Raw genomic sequence first — 17419 nt, forward strand, 5'->3', positions numbered from 1 at the left:
AATTACCTCGTTCCTCATGAAAATAAAACATCTAGTTTATGCACTGCTCATCCTTGGGATTGGGGCCATGATTGCCTACCGAATCTCCAGCAATAAAAAATCAGATTCAGAAAACGGAAAAGGACAGGGGAATAAAAAACCATCACGAGTAAGCGGCATCGTCGTACAGCCTCAAAACTTTGCAGACAATCTTTCGCTCTCTGGCTCTATTGAAGCAAATGAGCAGATTGATGTTAGAAGCGAGGTTTCGGGAATTGTTGAAAGCATCAATTTTAGCGAAGGTACTATGGTCGCCAAAGGACAAGTGCTTTTTAAAGTAAACGACATTGAGTTAAGAGCACAACTGGCACAAGCAAAAACAGCACAGGGACTGGCTTCTGAAAACGAGCGCAGGGCCAAGCTTTTATTGCAGAAAGAAGCCATCAGCCAAGAAGAATATGACATTGCCAGCGCCGATTTTAAATCTGCCAAAGCACAATCACAGCTGATCAGCGCGCAGATAGCCAAGACAACAGTACGTGCGCCTTTTGCCGCAAAAATAGGATTACGTTCAATTTCTGAAGGAACCTATGTCACGCCCACTACCATGATTGCAAAACTGGTAAACACAAGCCGACTGAAAATTACGTTTTCGATTCCAGAAAAATATGCGTCGCAGATGAAGGTCAACGGAACGCTTTCGTTCACGACCGCTGGTTCTACTGAAAAGTTTACCGCCAAGATTTACGCCATCGAACCTGAAATTGAAGTGGCTACGAGAACTCTCAGGCTGCGCGCTATTGCAGAGAATCCTGATGGCAAGCTTTATCCGGGAACTTTTGCGAACGTAACACTTCCTTTAGACAACATCAAGGATGCTTTGCTGGTTCCTACGCAGGCATTGATTCCGATCCAAAACGGAAAGAAATTGTTTGTTTCTCAAGGCGGAAAAGCGAAAGAGGTAATCGTGAAAACGGGAGCCAGAACGGACAAAGATATCTTGATCACCTCTGGACTGAAAGTTGGAGATACGGTACTGACTACCGGCGTAATGACCTTGAAAGACGGAATGCCAGTGAGCGTCCAAATCCTTAAATAGCCACCAGATGAGCTTATCAACTACAAGCATAAAAAGACCGGTACTGACAATTGTCTTGAACCTGATGCTGATTCTTTTTGGAATAATCGGGTATACCTATCTGGGCGTGCGAGAATTTCCATCCATCGACCCTGCGCAGATTTCGGTAAGAACGAGCTATGCAGGAGCCAACGCCGATATTATCGAATCGCAGATTACCGAGCCTCTTGAAAAAGCCATCAACTCTATTGATGGTATCCGAAACATTACGTCTTCGAGCAACCAGGGAAGCAGTAACATCACGATCGAATTCAACTTAGATAAAAACCTAGAGGAAGCTGCCAACGACGTGCGTGACAAAGTTTCGCAAGCTGTACGAAGCCTTCCGCAAGATATTGATGCGCCGCCTGTAGTTTCTAAGGCGGATGCGGATTCTGAGCCAATCATCACGATGACAGTTCAGAGCGACAACAAGAATGTCTTGGAACTTTCTGATTATGCGGATAATGTCATCGCACAAAGATTGCAGACCATTCCGGGCGTCAGCAGCGTGCAGATCTGGGGACAGCGCAAATACGCGATGCGTTTGTGGATTGATCCGGTCAAGATGGCTTCTTATGGCGTGACCGTTTCGGATGTGAGAAATGCCTTGGAAAGCCAAAACGTGGAGCTGCCTTCAGGAAAACTGACAGGTGCCAATACGGAATTGACAGTAAAAACCATCGGAAACCTTTCTACGGAAGAAGAATTCAACAATATCATCCTTCTTGCCGAAGGAGAAAAAATAGTCCGTTTTAGCGATGTCGGGAATGCCTCGCTGGAAGCGGAGAATTTAGAGACTAAAATGAGCGATTCGGGTCAGGAAATGGTCGGGATGGCTATCATTCCGCAGCCAGGAACAAATTATCTTGACATTGCAGAGGCTTTTTATATACAGTACGATCAGTTAAAAAGAGACTTGCCGAAAGACTTCAAATTAAACGTGGCGATCGACAATACGGTTTTTGTTAAAAAAGCGGTTGTAGAAGTTGCTGAAACTTTATTGATTGCTATCGTGCTAGTAGTCTTGATTATTTATTTGTTCTTTAGGAATTGGGCGATTGCCTTCCGTCCGCTGATCGATATTCCGGTTTCCTTGATTGCGACCTTTTTTATCATGTGGCTTTTTGGCTTCTCTGTAAACGTACTGACATTATTGGCTATCGTTCTTGCAACCGGATTGGTTGTGGATGACGGTATCGTTGTAACCGAAAATATCTTCAAGAAAGTCGAAGAAGGAATGACGCCTATAGAAGCCGCGATTAAAGGCTCGAATGAAATTTTCTTTGCCGTGATCTCGATTTCGATAACGCTTGCCGCAGTATTCCTTCCGGTTATATTCTTAGAAGGTTTTGTGGGAAGGCTGTTTCGGGAATTTGGTGTCGTGATTGGCGCTGCGGTATTAATTTCTGCTTTTGTTTCCTTGACCTTGACGCCTATGCTGAACGCTTACCTGATGAAGGGAGGCGAGCAGAAAAAGTCTAAATTCTATAATTGGAGCGAGCCTTACTTTTTGAAAATGAATTCGGGATATGCTGGAGCATTGGCAAAATTCATGAAACGAAAATGGCTGAGTTTCCCTATCTTGGTTATCTGTATCGGGCTGATTGCCTTATTTTTCAGCACGCTGCAGAAAGAAACCGCGCCCTATGACGACAGGAGCTTTATTGGGGTAAACGTAACTGCTCCAGAAGGCGCTTCGTATGATTATATGGACCGCTTTATGACTGAGTTATCTGACCTGATTAATGATTCAATTCCTGAGAAAAAAGTAAGCTTGATAATTACCTCGCCAGGCTTTGGTTCTGCATCTGTAAATAGCGGCCGTGCCAGGATTGCTTTGGTCGAGCCGGGAGAAAGAGAACGTTCGCAGAAAGAAATAGCGGAAGACCTTACTAAATGGACAAAGAGGTATTCGGAAGCCAAAGTTTCTGTTTCTGAACAGCCTACTATTGCCGTAAACCGACGCGGAGGCTTGCCGATACAATACATCATCCAAGCACAGAATTTTGAAAAACTGCGAGAGAAGATTCCAGAGTTTATGGACGAAGCGGCGCAAGACCCGACTTTTGCCATTACCGACGTAAACTTGAAATTCAACAAGCCAGAAATCTATGTAACCATCGACAGGGAAAAGGCGCAAAGTCTTGGCGTTTCGGTTATTGATATTGCCCAAACACTTCAGTTGTCTTTGAGCGGCCAGCGTTTCGGTTATTATATGATGAACGGAAAACAATACCAAGTGATGGGCCAGTTTGACAAAAAGGACCGCGAGGCTCCTATCGACCTGACCTCTATTTTTGTGAAAAACACTTCAGGTGAGCTTATACAGTTGGATAATCTTGTGACTATCGAAGAACAAAGCAGTCCGCCGCAATTGTACCACAACAACCGATATATGTCGGCTACGGTTTCTGCCGGACTTGCTCCAGGAAAAAGTATCAGCGACGGTATCGATGCTATGGAAAGAATCAAAGAGAAAGTGCTGGACGAAACGTTTACGACGGATTTGGGCGGCGAATCGCGAGATTTCGTAGAAAGTAATTCTAATACGGCTTTTGCTTTCGGATTGGCTTTATTACTCATCTACCTGATTCTTGCAGCGCAGTTTGAAAGTTTTATCGATCCATTTATCATTATCTTGACCGTTCCGATGGCAGTAGCGGGAGCCTTATTTTCGCTTTGGCTTTTTGGCCAGACTTGGAATATTTTCAGCCAGATCGGAACCATCATGCTGATCGGACTCGTGACGAAGAACGGAATCTTGATCGTAGAGTTTGCCAACCAGCTCCGAGAACAGGGCAAAGACAAAATGGAAGCTATTATGGAAGCTGCCGAATCGCGCCTTCGTCCTATCTTGATGACCAGTTTAGCGATTGCACTGGGCGCCTTGCCAATTGCACTGTCTCTGGGCGCTGCTTCTACCAGCCGTATCGGGATGGGAGTCGTGATTGTTGGAGGAACTTTATTTTCGTTAATCCTTACGCTTTTCGTAATTCCGGCAATTTATTTTATGTGGTCTAGACAAAAGAAACACAGGCCGGAATTTGACAACATAAAAGAATATGAAAAAGAATAATTGCATGAAACTTAAGATATTTTTCCAGATTGTATTCCTTTTCACAGCTTCGCTTATGGCAGAGGCTCAAGAACTGCTGACTGTCGAAGACGCGGTAAAGATTGCTTTAGAGAATAATTATGAAATAAAAATTGCCAGCAACGACCTGAAGATCGACCAGCAGAACGTAAGTCTTGCCAACGCGGGCGTGCTTCCGCAATTGAACGCTACGGTTACTGACAATAACAGCATATTGGACACCAAACAGACACAGTCTGATGGTTCTGAAAGAGAGCTCAACGGAGCCCGTAACATGAACCTAACCTATGGTGTTGCGCTAAATTGGACAATTTTTGACGGACTACGTATGTTTGCCCGTTATGACCAGCTGAAAGAATTAGAAAAATTAGGCGATGCCGAACTAAAGCTTGCCATTTTTACGAAGGTTTCTGACGTCATCACGACCTACTATGATCTTGTACAACAGCAACAGCAATTGAAAGCGCTTGATACGGCTATTGTAATTTCAAACCTAAGAATCAGTACTGCCGATAACCGTTATAAGATCGGGAAAGCTTCGAAACTGGAAGTCTTAAACGCACAGGTCGATTTAAATACAGATACCACTGCCCTGCTCCGCCAGAAAGAATTATATGCTAATACCAAAATCTTTTTGAATGAAATTTTGGCAAGGGACGTAAAAACAGACTTTTCGGTAGTCGACGAAGTTACTATAGACGAAACGCTTTTATTGCCAGAGCTGATGACCTTAGCGGAGAAGCAGAATCCGCAACTGCAGTCGCAGATTATCAACAAACGGATTAGCGAATTGCAGCTGAAGCAGGTCAAAGCCAACCGTTATCCGACTGTCAATATCACATCTGGGTATAATTTTACGCGTACGGAAGCTTCTCTTGGGTTTACGACACAGTCTACCGGGCAGGGATTTACGTACGGCATCAACGCGACCATGAATATCTTTAACGGAGGGCTTCAGAATCGCAACGAGAGAGTAGCTAAAATTCAAGTCGAAAATTCAAAAATCGTTATTGAACAGCAGCTCAAGATGCTTGAATCACAGCTGTCTTCTGCTTACCAAACGTATCTGACCAATTTGCAGCTGACAAAACTGGAAGCTAAAAACGAGGATATCGCAAAAGAAAATTTAGATATTACGCTGGCCAAATTTAAGATAGGAACTATCGCTCCGTTAGAATTTCGTGAGGCACAGCTCAATTATGTCAATGCGAAAGTGCGAAACAGCAACGCTCAATATGCCGCAAAAGTTTCTGAGATTAATCTGAAAGAATTGGCAGGAAATTTATCGCTTTCTCAAAATTAAGCTTCCAAATTGCCATATCCTTAATTTAATGTTAAAATTTTAATTATCTTTGATGAGAAACCCTTAAAACAAATCATCATGGAAGTAAATTTTTTAGCATTGGTAGTAGCAGCACTGTCAACTTTGGTTGTTGGCTTTATCTGGTATAACCCTAAAGTTTTTGGAACCGCTTGGATGAACGCAGCCGGACTTACAGAAGAGAAATTAAAAGGAGCCAATATGGCTGTTATTTACGGACTAGCTGTCTTATTTGCCTTTTTTATGGCTTTTATCCTCCAGTTTCTGGTTATTCACCAATGGGGCGCTCTTGCCGCTACTGGCGGAGATCCAGATAAGGTTAGTCCAGTATATGAAGCTTATATGGCAGAGTACGGAACGGCTTTTAGAACGTTCAAGCATGGTGCTTTGCATGGTTTTATGACTGGCTTGCTTTTCACATTTCCGCTGATTGCCATCAATTCAATGTTTGAAAGAAAAAGCTGGAAGTTTATTTTTATCAATGCAGGCTACTGGCTTGTCAACCTGACCATTATGGGCGGTATTATTTGCGCTTGGATTTAATCTTTATATCACCAAAAAAAATCTCGCCTTAACGGGCGAGATTTATTATTTTTCACCCTTTGAAAACTACCTTACGCTTTACCATTTTTACGACCACAACAGCGCTTCCCGAAAATTGGAATAGCTTTGCTTCGACTAACATATTTCTTTCAAAATCGTATCTAAAACTGTTAGAGACGGCAGCACCCGAAAACATGACCTGTCATTTTATCGGTCTTTTTAATGCCGAAAAACTGGTCGGGATCGCGCTTTCGCAATTTCTAGACCTGAGTCAGGTGAATTCGTACGGCGAAAGAGACAATTGCGCAAAAACGTCTATCCGGAAATTTATCTTTAAGAATTTCAGTTCGAAAGTATTGATTATCGGAAACAACATGCTTACAGGCCAAAATGCATTCGAATTTGACCCCAGCTTGGAATATTCTGAAGGATTGAAATTGTTAAGAAAAGCATCAATTGAAATCGAGAGAAAATTAAGCCTGAAAGGGATGAAAACTCATATCACGGTTTTTAAGGATTTTGAGAAAGACGAAGCCAGCCATTTTGAGATTTCAGAGTTTCAGGATTTTTACCAATTCAGTACTCAGCCAAATATGGTCTTTACTATCCCAAAGAATTGGAACGAGGCTGAAGATTATGTAAGCGCATTGAACAAAAAATACCGCGACCAATACAAAAGAGCACGGAAAAAATCGGAAGGACTTGTCAAAAAGAAATTGTCTTTGGCTGAAATTCAAGAACAGGAAAAACTGATTTATGATTTGTATTATTGTGTAGCCAAAAATGCTCCTTTTAATACTTTTTATCTTCCGGAGAAGCATTTTTCTAATTTCAAGCTGCAGCTGCAAGACAATTTTTTGTTTTACGGTTACTTTGAAAACAACAAAATGATCGGCTTCAACACGCTCATCAAAAATGGCGATGTAATCGATACGTATTTTTTAGGCTATGACGAAAACTGCCAAAAAGAAAAAATGCTGTACCTGAACATGCTGTACGACATGATCAGTCATTCTATAAACAAAGGCTTCAAGCAGATTATTTTTGCGCGAACAGCCTTAGAGATCAAAAGCTCTGTAGGAGCCATTCCTGAAAAGATGTATGGTTTTATCAAACACCATAATTATTTTCTGAACCTTTTTATCTCAAGGCTTTTTGGCTATCTAGAACCTGAAACGGTATGGAAAGAGCGGAATCCTTTTAAATAAGATTTTTAAGGAATCGCTACTTTCATCTGGTTGGGCAGAATCTTAACTTCTAATTTGCTGACTTCATCGCAATATTCGCCATCAATCTGAAAACTTACGGGCGAATCAGTAGTAATTGTCGCTTGGTCGGTAGAGATAATTTCCACATCGCCGTTTTCAATAGGCATATTTCCAGAAAGTATCTTGCTGAAAACAATCAGGTCTAAGTTTTTAAGAATTACGATTTCAAATTTTCCGTCGTTCATAACCCCATGAGGATTGATCGTTACGCCGGTACCATATTTCTGGGAATTGGCCACAACTACCATTCTCGCTTCTGTTTCTATTCTTCCTTTACTCGTTTCTATTACAGCATGAAAAGGATCTTTGAGTCCTGTGAGCGTGTTGATAGCTTGCAATGCGTAGCCTAATTTGCCGCGTATGTTGCTGTTTTCATAATTCTTGATCAGTTCGGCATTGATACCGATGTCGCTCAAATGCAGGCTTTTTTTGCCATTGATAGCAATCATGTCCATTTCCATATAATTGCTATGAAAGGCAATTTCTAGGTTTTCTTCAAGATTGTCTGGAAGGTTTAAGTCAACCGAAAGCCCGTTGGCAGAACCGGCAGGTAATATTCCTAAAATCACATCATGGTTTTCGACAGCTTCGGCGACCATTTTTATCGTACCGTCGCCACCGGCAACTATTATTCTTTCGGCCTTATTTTCTTCAAGCAATTTTTGGATTTTGGCTTCATCATTTTTTCCAGTTGTTTCAAAAATTGCCAGATTTATGTTTTCCTTTGTTGCAAAATTTTTAGCTGTTTCTATAATTTCAGTCTTGTCAACGTCGCCTGATATCGGATTAACTACCAGAATATAATTCTTTTGCGTGCTCATAATTTCTTTTGTGCTATAAATTTTGTAATTTGTTATATCGTAATATAAATATAAGACATTTTATGAAGCCAATCCTAAAGTTATACCGAGGTTATGCAAATGATCAGGAACTGATTGTGATGGGGCATATTTTTAAGCCTACTACAAAGGAAGATTACGATTTTCAAAAGAAAAATTTCAAGAATGCGAAATCTGTTATTCGTATGTTTCGGATTAAGACGCAGAAAAATGCTTCTGTCTATTTGGAGCATAACGGCATGAAAATCCACACTAAAAGTCTAGACGACGGTTATTTTAAATTCTGCATTCCGCTGACAAACGATTTGGCTTATGGCTGGAACGAATATAAAGTCAGCATTTATCACAACGACAGAGAAATCACGAGCAAAGGCAGCTACATACGCCCGCATGACGGAAACTGGGGCTTTATATCGGATATTGATGATACTTTTTTGGTATCGCATACTCGAAATCCTTTCAAAAAGCTCTACATCTTGCTTTTCCGAAACGTAAACGACCGCAAGATTTTTGAAGATGTCGTGCCTCATTACCAAGCCCTGAGTTCGGCAGGCAGGAATAGTGATACGGAAAAGAATGCTTTTTTTTATGTTTCTAGCAGCGAATGGAATCTCTATCGGTTTATCACACAGTTTACTGAACTGCATGAACTGCCAAAAGCCGTGCTTCTCTTAAAGGATATCAAGACGAGCCTTACTGATTTTTTTCTTACCGGACGAGGCGACCACAATCATAAGTTTGAGAAGATAAAGCATATTTTGGAGTTTTATCCGCATCTGAAATATGTGCTTCTTGGCGACGATTCACAGCATGATCCTTTTTTATATGAGGACATTTGTAAAATATTTCCGGTTACGGTAAAGGCAGTTTATATCCGTCAGACTGGAAAGCATAAAAAACAAAAAGCAATAGATGCTTTAGCTAATATGGAAACGATGGGCGTTGATACTTGTTATTTTAAAAATAGCAGTGAAGCTATCGAACATTCAGAACGAATTGGGATAACGGCAAATTCACTGTATACTTTATAAAAAAAGCCAGACGATTGATCTGGCTTCTTTTTTATGCATTTTCTATTTCCATCTGAATAGCTTCCCATTCTTCTAAAAGATTGTCGAGGTCTTTTTTCTTTTTGTTATAGGCCATAAAAAAAGAAGCGTCTTCGATATGCTTGTCGTAATTAGAAGCCAATAACTTGTCATCTTTTTGGATATCAATTTCAAGCTGCTTGATCTGGCTTTCGACTTTGCTCAATTTGTTTTGAAGTGCCTTGCCTTTTTTCTGTTCTTCGTAAGAAAGTGATTTGTCTTTTGGCACTTCTTTTTTGACCGCATCTTTCTTTTCAACTTCACGCATGTTTTCTAGATTACGCTGTTCCAAGAAGAAATTAATGTCGCCAAGATATTCTTTTATTTTCTGGTCTTTGAATTCATAAACAATATTGGACATACCTTGAAGAAAATCCCTGTCGTGAGAAACTAGAAGCAGTGTTCCTTCGTATTGTTGCAATGCTGCTTTCAAGACATTTTTAGATTTAATATCTAAGTGGTTGGTCGGCTCATCCATTACCAATACGTTAATCGGTTGTAATAATAATTTACAAAGCGCCAGACGGTTTCTTTCGCCTCCTGAAAGGACTTTTACCTTTTTCTCTACATCATCTCCTCTAAAAAGGAAAGAACCCAGCATATCGCGTACTTTTGAGCGGTTGGTGTCATTGGCAGCGTCTTGCATGGTTTGCAATAGCGTAATTTCGCCATCCAAATACTCCGCTTGATTTTGGGCGAAATAACCTAACTGTACGTTATGTCCTAATTTTATAGTTCCGCTATAGTCAATATCTTTTACGATTGCTTTGATAAAGGTAGATTTTCCTTGTCCGTTTTGTCCAACAAAAGCAATCTTGCTTCCTCTTTCTACTAAAAGTGAAATGTCTTTCAGTATGGTCTTTTCACCATATTTTTTAGTAACATTTTCGGCTTCGATTACGACTTTACCAGGCGTTATAGAAACTGGAAACGAAATATTCATGACAGAATTGTCATCTTCGTCAACTTCAATTCTTTCTACTTTATCTAGTTTTTTAATCAGCGACTGTGCCATTGAAGCTTTAGATGCTTTCGCTCTAAATTTTTCAATCAGCTTTTCAGTTTCTTCAATTTTTTTGGCTTGGTTTTTCTGCGTTGCCAATTGCTTCTCGCGAATTTCATGGCGTAATTCTAAATATTGGGAATACGGCTTATTGAAATCATAGGCTTTTCCAAGAGAAATTTCAATAGTTCGGTTGGTTACATTATCCAAGAACATCTTATCGTGCGATACGATTACTACAACGCCAGGGTAATTACGCAGGAAATTTTCGAGCCAGATAATCGATTCGATATCCAAGTGATTGGTTGGCTCATCCAGTAGCAGAATATCATTGGATTGGAGCAACAGTTTTGCTAATTCGATACGCATTCTCCAGCCTCCTGAAAAAGTTTCGGTCTGATTGTTGAAATCTTCTCTTTTGAAACCAAGTCCTAAAAGGATTTTCTCTGTGTCACCGACATAATTATATCCTCCAAGCAAATCAAAACGATGTGTATAATCTGCCAAATCTTCAATAATCTGGCTGTATTCTTCGCTTTCGTAATCGGTTCTTGTAACCAGTTGGTGGTTTATTTCCTCAAGCTTTTTCTCAACGATTTTAATATCTGTAAATGCTTCATAAGCTTCTTCCAAAACAGTTCTTCCTTGTTCAAAATCGATATCCTGACGCAAGAAGCCGATTTTGACTTCTTTTTCGGTAGCTATACTTCCTGTGTCGGGAGCGATATCTCTGGCAAGAATCTTCAGCATTGTTGATTTTCCCGCTCCATTTTTGCCGACAAGTCCCACTCGATCACCAGCTCCTAACCTGAAAGTAATTTCTTCAAAAAGATAGGTTCCTCCGAAAGAAACTGATAAATTATGTATATTAAGCATTTATTGTATTTTTTGTAAATTGTATGTGTAAATTTGCACTGCCGAACTTGGCAAACTAAATTTTTTGCAAATGTTAAAAAAAGGATCCAAATTATATAGCATTTTAACAGGAACTTGTCCTAAATGTCAGAACGAGAGTATGTATGTAGACAAAAATCCTTATAATCTGTCCCGAATTTTTCAAATGCATGAAAGATGCAGTCATTGCGAGCAAAAATACAAGATTGAGCCTTCTTTTTTTATGGCGCAATGTATGTTAGTTATGGTGTCGGAATTGCGTTTGGCGTTGCAGCTTTTATCATCTCGTATATTTTTCTAGGCACTAATCTCAAGATTGCTTTTATAGCAATTATTACTACGCTAGTTGCCTTTATGCCGGTTATCATGAGATTGTCAAGGAATATCTGGATCAATATGTTTGTAGACTACGATAAAGACTGGAACAAAAAATAAACTACCATTGTATCTTTCTGAACCTTTTGATATCGACTGAGCTGTCTAGAGGTTTTCCAAATTCTATGTTTTCGAACAATTCTTTGGCCATAGCCGGTCCAAGCATAACACCGCGAGTTCCAAGTCCGTTTAGCAAATGAACATTTTTATGGTTGGGATGAGTTCCAACCATTGGCCTTCTGTCTTTTACTGTTGGTCGAACACCGGCCAAATGCTGAACGATTTCAAAATCACAATGAAGTATTTCTTTTATATTTTCAAGAAGCTCTTGTTTACCTTCTTCAGTCGGCTGATTGGTTTTATCTTTCCAATCATAAGTTGCTCCAACTTTGTATAAATTATCTCCAAGGGGTAATACAAAAACAGATGTCTTGATAACAGCATCTAAATTTAAGTCAGGAACCTTAATTATTAGCAACTCGCCCTTTGTCCCATCTAAAGGAAGATGTCCGAAATATGGGTTTGAAATCATCCCGTAGCCTTCTGCAAAAATTATATTCTTAGCTTGGATATCTTTATATTGGACATATTCTTCTTTTAACTCAAGAGCTGCATAATCAAAAGTATCATTTGCAAGCCACTCTTTTTCTTTAAGATACTCATGATAGCTTATTAGCAAAGATTCCGTATCCACATAACCAGTCTGCAGGACTTCACCAAAATTAAAAGGAGAATCAATTCCGTTATACTTTTTAGAGACGAGCTTAGATGAAAGAAAAGGTGCTAGACCAATTTTATCTGTAGCCAGAAACCAGTTGTTCTGTTCTTCTACAGAAAACAATTTTCTATAAATAGGAATTTCAAAATTAAATTTTGAGCTTAATTTCGTTTCTAAATTCCCATAGAAGGAATGTAGCAAATCCAGTTGTTCTTGCGCTTTCCAGACTTCGCTAAATCTTTTGAGAATTACTGGATTATACAATCCGCCAGCAACTTTTGAAGATTGCTGAGAATTATTATCAAAGACCCGAATGGATTTGTTCTCCAGCAATGCCGTTTCTGCAAATGCAATACCTGCCAATCCGCAACCAACAATCAAGTAATCTACCATAGTGCAAAAATAAAAAAACTCTTGCCGATTAAAGCAAGAGTTTTATTTGTATTGGAGAAATTTTTATTAATAATTCCACATATCTTGTTCGAAGTTGCGGATCTTATCTTTAACTCTTTCAGATTCTAATAATTGCATCTGAGCGTTGTCTTTCATGTATTCATCGATTTTTCTATCGCCCATAACGTTTTCTTCTTGATAAATCACACCATTAAAGCGACGCGAATTTAAAAGGTGGTCAAACGTGATTGGAAGCGCAGAGTTCTTATCGTTGAAAGCTTTTGCTTCATGAAGAACGTCACGAACAGAAGGGAAATATACCCAAAACAACTCGATTGGATCTTCTTCTTCAGTTCCCATTGTGTAAACATCAGGAACAACAGGGCAAATTCCTTGCAAACGATATTTCAACTCACCTTGACGTTTGTCAAAGTACCAATATCCTTTAATCTTGTATCCCATAACATTCGCTGGTGTGATATCAGTCTTTACGATATACTCTTCAGAGATTTTCTCACCTGCATTGTATTGTTCTCTACCTGCATCAACCGTATCAATTTTTGATAGCGATGTTTCAATGTCTTTAAGTGATTTTTTAGTAGTAAAATAACTGTCATCATATACTTCAGTTATTTTGCCTTCTTTCATGTTATCAACAAGAACAGCGTAAAGAGACTTTCTGTCTGGACCAAGATTTCCGTCTACAGGAAAATACATTGGAAAATTGATTCTTTCATCAAGGTCAATAAATTCCCATACCATTTTTCCCATAAGTACATCACGATCATGAACATAACCATATGGAAGTGGCTTGTCGTTATCAGATTTAAGCTGTGCCTCAGTTTTTTTCCCGATTTCTTCAGGAGTCTTAGCATTTAAAAGATTAGACTGTGCAAAAGAAACACTAGAAACTAAGCTTAATGTTACTATCAATGAAAAATTTCTCCAATTCATTTTTTGTAATTTATTAGTTCGTTTAAGTAAAAACTCAAACTTTGAATAATTATTGTGTTATCTCGTAAGCAACAGGAGCAGTTCTAGGAAGCATGATTGAGCTACCTTCTAACTTAGTCTTAATTTCAGAAATAATGACTACATCACCTCTAGTTGCTTTTTGGATAGCAGCTTTCGCTCTTCCATCCATTTTGTTACCAGAAACTACGATTGTTGGCTGTCCAGGAACTTTAATGTTGAATCCAACAACATTTAATTTCACATCGAAATCAAAGTCTTCAAGAATAGCATTAACTGTTTGAACATCTAGGTTAGATTTAGGACCTTTAACAGTTCCAGTTTCTCTTCCTCTCAAAGCTCCTGTTGGTCCAGGAATATTTTTGATTCTGAATACTTTTTTAGAGTTTACAGCTTTACCGTCAGGTAATTTTCCAGTTACATTGATAACTACTTCACGACCTGCACCTGGGCTCATGTTATAACTTCCAGATTTCCCAGCTTTTGTCAAACCTGGCGCAGAAGCTGTTACATTGTTATCAGATACACCAGCAAATGAAATTGTCATTGGGTTAACAACACCACGGTAAACAACATTCATTTTATCCGCAGAAATAGTAGCTTCGTTTGGTCTTGGAACTACAACGTATTTTCCTTCAAATTTCAAAGGAATAGTTTTTCCATCTTCCAAGAAAGTAAACTGACCGTTGATAGATTGCTCACCAACACCACCAGCAGTTAACGAAATAACAGCTTGACCGTTTTCTAATTTACCAGGACCTTGGAAAGAAGTTGGTTTCGTATTTTCGTCATAACGACCCAATACTACTTTACCTTTTACGTTCTCACCTTGGAAATACGCATTTTTCTCTAAAACAACGATTGCTTGATAGTTGCTGTATGAAGCAGCTTGTACCGCAGCTTTTCCTAAAGCAGCACTGATTACATCAGATTCCGCTTTTTTAACATCACTTTGCCAAGCAGACAATTTAGCTAAAGAAGCAATTGCTGGAAATCCTTTGAAGTGATAGTTTAAGAATTTATCTTTTAGACCATCTTTAGTAGTAACATCAGAAACGTCGAAAGATTTGTTAACTTGGTTTAGGATAGCTGAATATTTTTTCTCGTTACCAAGAGCATTTTTCATTTCGGCTTTGTACGCTTCGATAGCACTCATAACTTCGTTACCTCTCTTCGTATATCCGTCACCAATGAACCAGCTGTTATCAAGGTTATCACCTTTATCCATTGATTCGTATGGTAATTTACCATTTTCTGGCTCGATACCTTTTACAGTTTCTGCTTTTAAAGTTCCAATGAAATCATAAAACTTTTTTGTAGCCGCCTGAACTTTATGAGCTGTTTCTGCCGCAACAGCAAATTCACCTTTAGCTTCAGCAGCTTTGGTATCTAATGCCTGCATCATCTGCTCATTAGTAGATTTCGCAGCTTCGTTTGCTACTTCAAATTTTTCATTCATTAGTCCAAAAGCAGATAAAACTTCTTTGGACATATTTAGTGCCAACATCGCGATGAAAACCAAGTACATCAGGTTAATCATCTTCTGTCTAGGGGTTAATTTTCCTCCTGCCATTTTTTCTAATTAGTTTAGTTTATTTTGTTTAATGAAAATATAGTCTTAAACTAATTATCCTTTGTTACTCATTGCAGAAAGCATACCACCATAAACATTGTTTAATGAAGCAATGTTTGCAGTCATAGATTGCATTTGTTCTTTTAATTTAGATGCATTGTCAGCGATTTCTTTGTTAGCTTCAGCATTTCTAGAAGCACTTTCCAATTGTACTTTGTACAAGCTGTTTAATGATTCCATTTGAGCAGCAGCCATAGATAATTCTTCGCTGTATTTTTTAGTAGCAGCAATTCCGTCAGCAGCTGGAGAGATTCCTTTTGCAGCAGATTCGAAGTTTTTGATGCTGTTTCCTAAGCTAGCCATCAATTCGCCATCGATTTTAGCTTCTTTTAATAAGTTATCTAATTTTTGAGACAATAAACCTTGAGCTTCAGCTGGGTTTTCTTTTTTAGCGTCTTTCTTTTTAGCCTCACCTCCTGCTAATTCAGGATATACCAGAGTCCAATCAATTTCGTTATCAACAGGTTCGAATGCAGATAAAGCAAAGATGATCGCTTCTGTCACAAGACCAATAGTCAACATCACGTTTCCTGTTAATGGTCCGATTTCAAAGTGAATAATCTTAAATAATGCCCCTACGATTACAACTGCCGCTCCCATACCGTAAGCGAAATTCATTGCTTTTTTGCTTAAAATTGCCATAATAATAAATAGTTTTTAGTTAGTTAAGTAAATAGTAAATATAAATAATATAAAGTTGGTTAAATTCTTATTTTGGTGTGTTTCCTGTATTTTGAACACCCATGTAATCTTGTACGGTTCTGAAACCGATAAAGCTTCTTGCTGAATCAGCATATTCGAAATCTCTTGTACTTACTTGCAAGAAATAAGCAACATCTTTCCAAGAACCTCCACGAGTTACTTTACGCTCATTTTTAGCGTCCGGCACGTTAGGGTTCATTGTAGATACATACTCATATGATGATGCATCATAAGAAGAGTTAGTCCACTCTGCTACGTTACCTGACATATTATACAAGTTATAATCGTTAGGATCGTAAGATTTTGCTTCTACAGTATATAAAGCACCATCTGCTGCATAATCTCCTCTGTTTGGTTTGAAGTTTGCCAAGAAACAACCTCTGTCATTTTTAGCATAAGGACCACCCCATGGGAAAGTTCCTGACTCTAGACCACCTCTAGCAGCATATTCCCACTCTGCTTCTGTAGGAAGACGGAAAGAGTTAATTTGGTTTCTTCCTTTTTTCTTTGCTTTGATAAATGCATTTTTGTATAATGTTCTCCAAGCACAGAAAGCTTTCGCTTGTTTCCAGCTAACCCCAACTACAGGATAGTCGTCATAAGCTTGGTGCCAGAAATAATCATTATGCATTGGCTCATTGTATGAGTAAGCAAAATCTTTAATCCATACCGTAGTATCAGGATAAATTTCGATTGGTTCTGTTTTTTTGTAGAAATCTTTTCTTCCTTTTTTCTTAACAGCCTCGTTTAGGTTTGCTTCAGAATAACGGAATTTTAATTTTGAAACATCAATAGTCCTTAAACCATTGTATGATTCAGCAGCTGGCAAGTACATTGAATCCATTACCTCAACATAATATTCATCTGGATATTTTTGAGGATCCGTAATCAATTTTACTTTTTTGTTCAGCTTTCTTCCTGCAAATTGATCATCATCTGTACCTAAACTATAGTAGTTCTCATACATATATTTATCATAAGGAGACATAGTTGCTGGATCCGTATCATCAAATGCGAATTCGCCGATACCACCGCTTCCTTTAGCCTGCCCCATCTCTTCTGCCAAGATAGCCAAACGCATTCTGATTGTTGAGTCTTTTACCCAATTCACAAATTGCTTGTATTCGCTGTTCGTAATTTCTGTTTCATCCATATAAAAGGATCGAACGGTAACAGTTTTTGTCGGAGCGTCCTGTACGTTGGCTAAATCATCATCTGATTTACCCATGATAAAAGCACCACCTGGAACCAGAGTCATACCATACGGTTTCTCTGGATGCCATTTTCTGCCTTTAACACCTACTAACTCCCCTTTATCGCTCGAACCACAGCTAGACAATACTGATGCTAATGCTGCTAATGCAATGAACTTCTTCATATAAATTTGGGTTATGATATATTCTTATTTTTTAAGGGCGTAAACCTATTTATTATTTTTCTAAAAAACAATTTTTTTATTAAAAATCCTTAAATAAAG

The 17419-nt window shown here is 38.8% G+C and carries 13 protein-coding genes and 1 pseudogene; 7 read left to right on the forward strand and 7 right to left on the reverse strand.

Annotated features, from left to right (window positions below):
- The first annotated feature begins 16 nt into the window (after nt 1–16).
- From OLM56_RS00620 to OLM56_RS00640, 5 genes are all read left to right on the forward strand, one after another.
- A complete protein-coding gene (locus OLM56_RS00620; protein ID WP_264527968.1) occupies nt 17–1078 on the forward strand; it encodes an efflux RND transporter periplasmic adaptor subunit in 1062 nt (353 codons plus the stop codon).
- A 7-nt stretch (nt 1079–1085) separates the two neighbouring features.
- Nucleotides 1086–4175: an efflux RND transporter permease subunit gene (locus tag OLM56_RS00625; protein ID WP_121375142.1), complete on the forward strand. Its 3090-nt coding sequence runs from the start codon at nt 1086–1088 to the stop codon at nt 4173–4175.
- Between the two features lie 4 nt (nt 4176–4179).
- Entirely contained in the window at nt 4180–5496 is a 1317-nt protein-coding gene (locus OLM56_RS00630; RefSeq protein ID WP_264527969.1) for a TolC family protein, read from the forward strand.
- Between the two features lie 78 nt (nt 5497–5574).
- The gene (locus OLM56_RS00635; RefSeq protein ID WP_264527970.1) at nt 5575–6057 is read left to right on the forward strand and encodes a DUF1761 domain-containing protein; all 483 of its coding nucleotides are present in this window, start codon (nt 5575–5577) and stop codon (nt 6055–6057) included.
- 59 nt (nt 6058–6116) lie between these two features.
- Nucleotides 6117–7265 carry an 8-amino-7-oxononanoate synthase gene (locus OLM56_RS00640; protein WP_264527971.1) on the forward strand — a complete coding sequence of 383 codons (1149 nt, stop codon included), beginning with the start codon at nt 6117–6119 and terminating at the stop codon, nt 7263–7265.
- Nucleotides 7266–7270: 5 nt separating this feature from the next.
- Here the strand turns inward: OLM56_RS00640 and OLM56_RS00645 are convergent, their stop codons facing one another.
- Nucleotides 7271–8146 (reverse strand): diacylglycerol/lipid kinase family protein, encoded by an 876-nt coding sequence (locus OLM56_RS00645; protein ID WP_264527972.1) that lies wholly within the window; start codon nt 8144–8146, stop codon nt 7271–7273.
- Between the two features lie 62 nt (nt 8147–8208).
- Here OLM56_RS00645 and OLM56_RS00650 point away from each other — a divergent pair, with 62 nt between their 5' ends.
- On the forward strand, nt 8209–9195 hold the full coding sequence (locus tag OLM56_RS00650) for an App1 family protein (RefSeq protein WP_121375146.1): 987 nt from the start codon (nt 8209–8211) through the stop codon (nt 9193–9195).
- A 31-nt stretch (nt 9196–9226) separates the two neighbouring features.
- On the opposite strand, the gene OLM56_RS00655 is transcribed toward OLM56_RS00650, so the two are convergent.
- Entirely contained in the window at nt 9227–11131 is a 1905-nt protein-coding gene (locus OLM56_RS00655; RefSeq protein WP_264527973.1) for an ABC-F family ATP-binding cassette domain-containing protein, read from the reverse strand.
- A 70-nt stretch (nt 11132–11201) separates the two neighbouring features.
- On the opposite strand from OLM56_RS00655, the pseudogene OLM56_RS00660 reads away from it, so the two are divergent.
- Nucleotides 11202–11584 (forward strand): annotated as a pseudogene (locus tag OLM56_RS00660) (DUF983 domain-containing protein).
- Nucleotide 11585: 1 nt separating this feature from the next.
- On the opposite strand, the gene OLM56_RS00665 reads toward OLM56_RS00660, so the two are convergent.
- From OLM56_RS00665 to gldK, 5 genes are all read right to left on the reverse strand, one after another.
- Nucleotides 11586–12635 (reverse strand): NAD(P)/FAD-dependent oxidoreductase, encoded by a 1050-nt coding sequence (locus OLM56_RS00665; protein WP_264527974.1) that lies wholly within the window; start codon nt 12633–12635, stop codon nt 11586–11588.
- Between the two features lie 66 nt (nt 12636–12701).
- Nucleotides 12702–13589 carry a gliding motility protein GldN gene (gene gldN / locus OLM56_RS00670; protein WP_264527975.1) on the reverse strand — a complete coding sequence of 296 codons (888 nt, stop codon included), beginning with the start codon at nt 13587–13589 and terminating at the stop codon, nt 12702–12704.
- Nucleotides 13590–13638: 49 nt separating this feature from the next.
- Complete coding sequence (gldM, locus tag OLM56_RS00675) at nt 13639–15180, reverse strand: gliding motility protein GldM (protein ID WP_264527976.1); 1542 nt, start codon at nt 15178–15180, stop codon at nt 13639–13641.
- Nucleotides 15181–15234: 54 nt separating this feature from the next.
- The gene (gldL, locus tag OLM56_RS00680) at nt 15235–15882 is read right to left on the reverse strand and encodes a gliding motility protein GldL (RefSeq protein ID WP_121375152.1); all 648 of its coding nucleotides are present in this window, start codon (nt 15880–15882) and stop codon (nt 15235–15237) included.
- 67 nt (nt 15883–15949) lie between these two features.
- Entirely contained in the window at nt 15950–17320 is a 1371-nt protein-coding gene (gldK, locus tag OLM56_RS00685) for a gliding motility lipoprotein GldK (protein WP_121375153.1), read from the reverse strand.
- Nucleotides 17321–17419 lie beyond the last annotated feature (99 nt).

The organism is Flavobacterium sp. N2550, from assembly GCF_025947265.1.
GTDB lineage: Bacteria > Bacteroidota > Bacteroidia > Flavobacteriales > Flavobacteriaceae > Flavobacterium > Flavobacterium endophyticum.

Bases quoted from the DNA above. Each gene is read 5' to 3' on its own strand.
- OLM56_RS00620 (WP_264527968.1), top strand. From the start codon at position 17: ATGAAAATAAAACATCTAGTTTATGCACTGCTCATCCTTGGGATTGGG.
- OLM56_RS00625 (WP_121375142.1), top strand. From the start codon at position 1,086: ATGAGCTTATCAACTACAAGCATAAAAAGACCGGTACTGACAATTGTC.
- OLM56_RS00630 (WP_264527969.1), top strand. From the start codon at position 4,180: ATGAAACTTAAGATATTTTTCCAGATTGTATTCCTTTTCACAGCTTCG.
- OLM56_RS00635 (WP_264527970.1), top strand. From the start codon at position 5,575: ATGGAAGTAAATTTTTTAGCATTGGTAGTAGCAGCACTGTCAACTTTG.
- OLM56_RS00645 (WP_264527972.1), bottom strand. From the start codon at position 8,146: ATGAGCACGCAAAAGAATTATATTCTGGTAGTTAATCCGATATCAGGC.
- OLM56_RS00650 (WP_121375146.1), top strand. From the start codon at position 8,209: ATGAAGCCAATCCTAAAGTTATACCGAGGTTATGCAAATGATCAGGAA.
- OLM56_RS00655 (WP_264527973.1), bottom strand. From the start codon at position 11,131: ATGCTTAATATACATAATTTATCAGTTTCTTTCGGAGGAACCTATCTT.
- OLM56_RS00665 (WP_264527974.1), bottom strand. From the start codon at position 12,635: ATGGTAGATTACTTGATTGTTGGTTGCGGATTGGCAGGTATTGCATTT.
- gldN (WP_264527975.1), bottom strand. From the start codon at position 13,589: ATGAATTGGAGAAATTTTTCATTGATAGTAACATTAAGCTTAGTTTCT.
- gldM (WP_264527976.1), bottom strand. From the start codon at position 15,180: ATGGCAGGAGGAAAATTAACCCCTAGACAGAAGATGATTAACCTGATG.
- gldL (WP_121375152.1), bottom strand. From the start codon at position 15,882: ATGGCAATTTTAAGCAAAAAAGCAATGAATTTCGCTTACGGTATGGGA.
- gldK (WP_121375153.1), bottom strand. From the start codon at position 17,320: ATGAAGAAGTTCATTGCATTAGCAGCATTAGCATCAGTATTGTCTAGC.